The sequence below is a fragment of the Acinetobacter sp. V2 genome (genome assembly GCF_001188385.1).
GTDB classification, from domain to species: Bacteria; Pseudomonadota; Gammaproteobacteria; order Pseudomonadales; family Moraxellaceae; genus Acinetobacter; species Acinetobacter oleivorans.
Genome location: NZ_JZFB01000001.1, coordinates 931,035 through 931,411 on the forward strand (window position 1 = coordinate 931,035; position 377 = coordinate 931,411).

A 377-nucleotide genomic window follows, 5' to 3' on the forward strand; every position below is an offset into this window, starting at 1 on the left:
AATAGTTTGAGTGTGTGGTCTGAAGCACATTCAAAAACTAAATATATTTATTCAGAAGGTAACAAGGAACGTGGCGGCACTTATTCGCTAGCAAAACAACATGCCCGCAGTGCTGCCACCCAAAACCGTATTGCATACTTAAGGAGTTTTAGTATGAACCGTCAACAAATTGATGCGCTTGTAAAACAAATGAATGTCGACACTGCAAAAGGCGAAGTTGATGCACGTGTTCAACAAATTGTAGTGCGCCTTCTCGGGGATTTATTTCAAGCCATCGAAGACTTAGACATCCAACCTTCAGAAGTTTGGAAAGGTTTGGAATATTTCACAGACGCAGGTCAAGCAAACGAACTCGGTCTTTTGGCAGCTGGCTTAGG

General features: G+C 42.4%; 1 protein-coding gene. It reads left to right on the plus strand.

Translation table 11 applies throughout. From position 1 onward, the window contains the following. Nucleotides 1-153 precede the first annotated feature (153 nt). Nucleotides 154-377: dioxygenase (locus UC75_RS18635; protein ID WP_322842880.1), on the plus strand; the 224-nt coding region annotated here is incomplete at its 3' end.